We start from the raw sequence: 5879 nt of genomic DNA on the forward strand, positions 1-5879 counted from the left end.
AGAAGCCCAGGAAAGCAAATCACATACCCAGGAGCTGGCGGACAGAGCAGCCAAGTGGCTTACTATCATTTCTCTTACGGGTGGAACTATCACTTTATTGGTGTGGTCACAGTTGATGGATATGGACCTCGCGTTCGCTCTGGAAAGAGCGGTCACGGTAATGGTAATAACATGTCCTCATGCCCTAGGGCTTGCAATACCCCTTGTAGTTGCCATATCCTCCGCAGTCGCAGCTCGTAATGGCCTGCTTATCAGGAACCGTGTGGCCTTCGAGAACGCACGTAACCTGAATGCCATTATCTTTGACAAGACCGGTACTTTGACCACTGGCAAGTTTGGTGTGACAGAGATAGTTATTTTGGACACTACGATAAAGGAAGAAGAATTATTGAAATATGCAGCATCTGTGGAAGCTAACTCGGAACATCCGATCGCCAGGGGTATAGCAGCATCTGTGGAAGATGTATATAAAGTGGACAATTTCCTGTCCATTCCCGGAAAAGGAGCCCAGGGAATTGTGGAAGGAAAAGATGTGAAGATGGTCAGTCCTGGATACCTGAGGGAACAGGGCATCATTATCGAAAATGAAATTATAAGCAAGCTCATATTACAAGGTAAGACAGTCGTTTACGTAATGATCGAGGGAAAAGTGAAAGGTGCCATTGCATTGGCCGATATTATCAGGCCCGAAGCAAAACAGGCTGTTAAGACCCTTAAGGAAATGGGTATCAAATGCATGATGCTTACTGGTGATCATGAACAGGTTGCAAGATGGGTTGCTGAGGAAACAGGAATTGATGAATACTTTGCAGAGGTGCTGCCACAGGAAAAAGCTGCCAAGGTAAAGGAGGTGCAATCAAGAGGTCTTGTGGTTGCTATGACAGGAGATGGCGTGAACGATGCACCTGCCCTTGCCCGGGCAGACATAGGAATTGCCATAGGTGCGGGTACTGATATTGCAGTGGAAACTGCGGATATAATACTGGTCAAAAGCAATACAAAGGATGTTGCTTCCATTGTCAGTCTTTCCCGGGCTACTTACAGGAAGATGTTGCAGAACCTGTTCTGGGCCACAGGATATAATGTTGTGGCAATACCCCTTGCTGCAGGTATACTTTATGAGCAAGGAGTGATGCTGTCTCCTGCTGCGGGGGCTGTACTCATGTCCCTGAGCACTATCATCGTAGCCATCAATGCAAAATTCCTGTCAATAGATTGAAAAGATATATTATCACCAGTAATTGCTGTAATAAGTTTGTCCGTACTCGAAGATTATATGTACTGCAACTTTATTCTACTAAGAGATACTTTTAGTATCTGCTTCCTGTTAACAGGAATCATCATCTGGATATGAACCGGATAGATCTTTCAGAAATATCAAAAGGGATCATTATGGAAATCAATGGCGTCGAAATAGAGGACACTTTTGCAGAGGCCTTTCCTATCAAGATAGGTAGAGTATTGATCACAGCAGCCACAAAACGCTGGGCAGAGGTAGCAGCTACTGAAGCAACAGGCTTTGGTACTTCCGTTATCATGTGCCCTGCTGAGGCAGGTATCGAAAGGTTCGCAACATGCGAAGAAACACCAGATGGCAGACCCGGTGTGTACATCCAGATCTGCACCTTCAAGTTCGATATTCTGGAACACCAGCTCTTGGAGAGGCTCGGACAGTGTGTTCTGACCGCCCCCACTACTGCAGTGTTCAATGGCATGCCAGAAGCTGAGAAACAGTTTAATGTGGGCTTTAAGCTCAAGTTCTTCGGTGATGGTATGGAGTCCCAGAAAGAGATGGCGGGTCGCAAGATGCACAGCATACCCCTTATGGAAGGAGACTTCCTTGTGGAAGAGAACATTGGTGCGGTATCCGGTATCGCCGGTGGTAACTTCTTCATCCTGGGAGACAGTCAGATGAGTGCCCTGACAGCCGCAGAGGTTGCTGTTGACGCTATTAAGGAGCTTGAAGGTACGATAACTCCTTTCCCGGGAGGTATTGTTGCCAGCGGTTCCAAGGCAGGTTCTAACAAGTATGCCAAGTTCATGAAGGCCACAGCCAACGAGAAGTACTGTCCTTCCATCAGAGACAAGGTACCTGACACTGAGATCCCGGCAGATGTGAAATCAGTGTACGAGATCGTTATCAATGGTGTCAGTGAAGAAGCCATCAAGAAGGCAATGGCTGTCGGTATCAAGGCAGCTGTGACAGTTCCTGGTGTTAAGAAGATCACTGCCGGTAACTACGGCGGAAAACTCGGAAAATACCAGTTCAGACTTCATGACCTCTTCTGAGGTCGAAGCTGAACTTTTCTTTTTCTTTCTTTTTTTTAAAATATCATAGACCTATTACGGTCAAGCCTGCATGCAATGCGGACTCAAGGAAATCCTTAGCTTCGATCCCCAGTATCTGGAGTATTACATAGGCACCCACGATACTTCCTGCCATAGCTCCCAGATTGGCCAGAGATGTCACAAGAAGGACACGGAAGAAATTATTCTTCATCATATCTTTCATTGATTCGGCTTCCACGAGATTTTTCAGATCCTTTGTGGTAGGGTTGCGATATTTAGCTTCTCTGAGCCCTGCATACCATCCAGCAGCCACAGCTGGATTAAGAGTGGTCATCCAGGCCACTAAAAAGGATGTTAGTACCGAATAAGGATGGCCTCGTGCCAGCGCAGTGCCCAGGGCACTTAAACCCCCGGTGATGAGAAACCACCAGATGAACACTATACCAAGGGTTTTCAGAGAAACACCTGAAATGAGCAATAGCGCAAAGGCTGCAAGAGGAATAGCTAGCATTATAAGGCCAAAGATCTTAAAAAAGCTGAACCTTTTCTTCGGGAGCACCTCTACTGATCCCGGGCGCGGGAGGGTTTCAGGGTGCAACAGATAGTTCTGTATGCCTGCCCTATGACCTGCACCTACTACAGCAATGATCTTTTTTCCGCCACCAGCTGCAAGCCTTATAAGATTGGAGGCCATATAGGCATCCCTTTCATCTATAAGCACCTTTACAGCATTAGGAGAAGTACCACGGAACTCTTCCACGAGCATTGTGACTATGTCCTGGTTCGTGATCGTGTCCATATCGATGTCCTTAGTGCCACCTATACCCAGAACTGCTGCTACCAGACCTGCAAGCATCTTTAATTTCTCTATGAAGCCCATTTTGCTCCAGAATCTCTGCAAAGTGACCTGCACGTCTCTGTCGATGAGCGCTATTCGTGCCCCATGTGCTTCAGCAGCATCTATTGCCTTGATCATCTCGGCACCAGGCTGGACTCCCATCTCATCAGCGAACTTTTTCTGCACATGGGCCAGCAGCATATGTATCATGTACTGATATATCTTGCCGCCTTTGAGGATCTCCTTGATAGGAACCTCAGTGTCAGTGGTTTTGCCTTTGAGGCTATCGTAGCGGGGTTTGCACAGCTCTACAGCAACAATATCAGGTTTTTCCCTTTCTATAGCTGCATTGACCTCTGCAACGCTCTTTTCAGATACATGGGCTGTACCGATTATGATGATCCTGGAAGGCTCAATTTCTGAACCATGCTCTCCTGAAGAAGGAGATGAAAGATTATAACAACTCTGCTGGTTTTCAGGGGGACATGTGTCGGTTATGAAGGTTCCTGAATTACCGGAAGAGTTCGAATCATAAACTGATAGATCTGAAGAAGAAGTAATACTGATGAGGGGATCAGAAATAGTGCTATCTTTTTCATTAACTGGGTTTTTCACAATACACCTCACAAATGATTTGATGGAACAAATATCATTAGCTTTTTAAATGTTTTTATGTTTATTATATTAGTTCCCCATGGGTTACAACTGTTCATTAGAAAGCATCATTGCCCTCATAAGATCCGTTCTGGAGAGAATGCCCACCACAGAACCAGTAGAATCTACAACTAGTACTCTTCCTATATTATTTGACATCATCAATTTGAAAGCCTCTGAAGCTTTAGCGTCCGCAGTCAATGAAATAACAGTAGTGGTCATAATATCTCTTACTTGCAAGACTGCTCTTTCAAGAGAAGGGACTTTATGTACATCACTTAACGTGACGATCCCTTTTAAATAATTGCCTTCCATAACAGGGTACCCCATGTGTTTGTGCTCGAACATAAAATGTAATAGATCGTCAATGTTCATATATGGGGATACTGATGTGACTTCCGGACTCATGACATCAGAAACTGAGTATTTTTCGAGAGTTACGGTGACTGTTGTAGACCTGTCTTCTTCAGAAGCTCCTATGTAAACGAAAAAAGCTATTAATATCAGCCAGGGATTAGAGAAAAGGCCGATTATTCCCATAAGAAAAGCAAAGATCTTTCCTACAGAAGCAGCATAGTGTGTGGCTTGTACATAGTTCATCCTTTTTGCGTACCATGCCCTGAGAACACGCCCGCCGTCCATCGGAAATGCTGGCAGGAGATTAAAAAGACCCAGCACTATGTTTATAGAGCTCAGGATGTTGAACATCATGTAAATAGGTGTTGCGGCGTAAGAAGCTATCAGGGAAGCCACGAGAAAATTGGCTAGGAAAATGGCAAAACCAATAATTATGCTCACAAGGGGACCTGCAAAGGCCATTTTAAGCTCTTGAGATGGATTTCTGGGTATCTCCTCCATCGACGAGACACCACCAATGAGCATCAGCGTTATGTCTTTTATTTCTACGCCATATCTCTGAGCTACAAGTGAATGGCCTAGTTCATGAAGAAGCACACAGAAAAACAGAAGGACAGTAGTTGTAAAGGATAGCAGATAGTTCAGCAATGGAGTGGCCTGATCCTGAAAGCCAAAGGGAGCAGGATTTGTGGCAAATACCAGGGCGAAGACAGGCAGTATGAACAAAAAAGTAACGTGTAATTTGATGGGTATGCCGAAAATTTTCCCTATTTGAAATGATGTTTTCATGGTTAACCTTGTCTGATATATTCATATTTATTATTATCTTATTAGCTTGTTGCCAATTTAATACTTTCACCCAGCTTGGTATTCCTTTATATCTTCTGGATAATTACTCAGTATTATACCGGGATTGATGAACACACGCCTTACAAGCTTCAAGGCCAGGTATCATCAATTCCCAATATTTGATCCATCCCCTCAATGCTTAACCGGAACATGGCTTGGGTCTTTAAAATGCTGTTAAGAGAGCATTAAATCCGTTAGTTTCTCAAGACATGTTACCGGTCCCGTCAAAGATCACAACTTTCAGACCCTGCATTGTTAGATTTTTTGTTAGAACATTGTCAATGTTTCAGGACTGTTTTTAAGTCCTGGACAAAAGCTATTATATTTTCTTCTGTCATATGAGGCATAACAACAAGCCTGATAGAAGATGGCTGTTTTGTTATAGAAACTTGCCAACCAAATCGAATGGCTAATTCCTTGCGTATCTTCTTTGGCTCTGATACTGATAAAGCTACAATGTTCATCACAGGATCGATAACAGGATCAACTCCGATCTTTTTAACTTCTTCTAAAAGCAGATGAGTTAATTGCATGCATCTGTCAACAATTTGACGATAGCCTTCCTTACCTAAATACTTCATTACAGCGTATGTTCCAGCCACTGAAGCTCCACTGCGAGTACCGGTAAGAGTGCACTGGCTACTGATGGTCAAATACGGGGTATCTACTTTCAAAGAATCTATCATTTTTTCTTCTCTGAAAAGCAAGGCTCCTGAAGGAATAGTACTCATACCCATTTTATGAGGATCTATTGCGATTGAAGTCACACCAGGAAGAGAGAAATCAAAGCACGGATGCCCGCTGATAAAAGGGAGAACAAAGCCTCCAAAAGCTGCATCCACATGAAGAAAAATACTGTTATCCATAGCAATTTTGGATAATTCAGAAATTG

At 44.0% G+C, this 5879-nt stretch carries 5 protein-coding genes; 2 read left to right on the forward strand and 3 right to left on the reverse strand.

The window, feature by feature from the left end:
• Together A4E24_RS04605 and fhcD are read left to right on the forward strand one after the other, a co-directional pair.
• The coding region (locus A4E24_RS04605) for a heavy metal translocating P-type ATPase (RefSeq protein ID WP_292352092.1) at positions 1-1219 on the forward strand (1219 nt) is incomplete at its 5' end.
• A 173-nt stretch (positions 1220-1392) separates the two neighbouring features.
• Positions 1393-2289 carry a formylmethanofuran--tetrahydromethanopterin N-formyltransferase gene (gene fhcD, locus A4E24_RS04610; RefSeq protein ID WP_292352094.1) on the forward strand — a complete coding sequence of 299 codons (897 nt, stop codon included), beginning with the start codon at positions 1393-1395 and terminating at the stop codon, positions 2287-2289.
• A gap of 43 nt (positions 2290-2332) precedes the next feature.
• Here fhcD and A4E24_RS04615 read toward each other — a convergent pair whose 3' ends face one another.
• The 3 genes from A4E24_RS04615 to mfnA form a co-directional block, all read right to left on the reverse strand.
• A complete protein-coding gene (locus tag A4E24_RS04615; RefSeq protein WP_292352095.1) occupies positions 2333-3742 on the reverse strand; it encodes a TraB/GumN family protein in 1410 nt (469 codons plus the stop codon).
• Between the two features lie 84 nt (positions 3743-3826).
• Positions 3827-4927 (reverse strand): CBS domain-containing protein, encoded by a 1101-nt coding sequence (locus A4E24_RS04620; protein WP_292352097.1) that lies wholly within the window; start codon positions 4925-4927, stop codon positions 3827-3829.
• Positions 4928-5265: 338 nt separating this feature from the next.
• Positions 5266-5879: tyrosine decarboxylase MfnA (mfnA, locus tag A4E24_RS04625; RefSeq protein WP_292352099.1), on the reverse strand; the 614-nt coding region annotated here is incomplete at its 5' end.

Source organism: Methanomethylovorans sp. PtaU1.Bin093 (assembly GCF_002067275.1).
Classification (GTDB): Archaea; Halobacteriota; Methanosarcinia; order Methanosarcinales; family Methanosarcinaceae; genus Methanomethylovorans.

Coding starts and splice junctions, on each gene's coding strand:
- fhcD (WP_292352094.1), top strand. CDS start 1,393: ATGGAAATCAATGGCGTCGAAATAGAGGACACTTTTGCAGAGGCCTTT.
- A4E24_RS04620 (WP_292352097.1), bottom strand. CDS start 4,927: ATGAAAACATCATTTCAAATAGGGAAAATTTTCGGCATACCCATCAAA.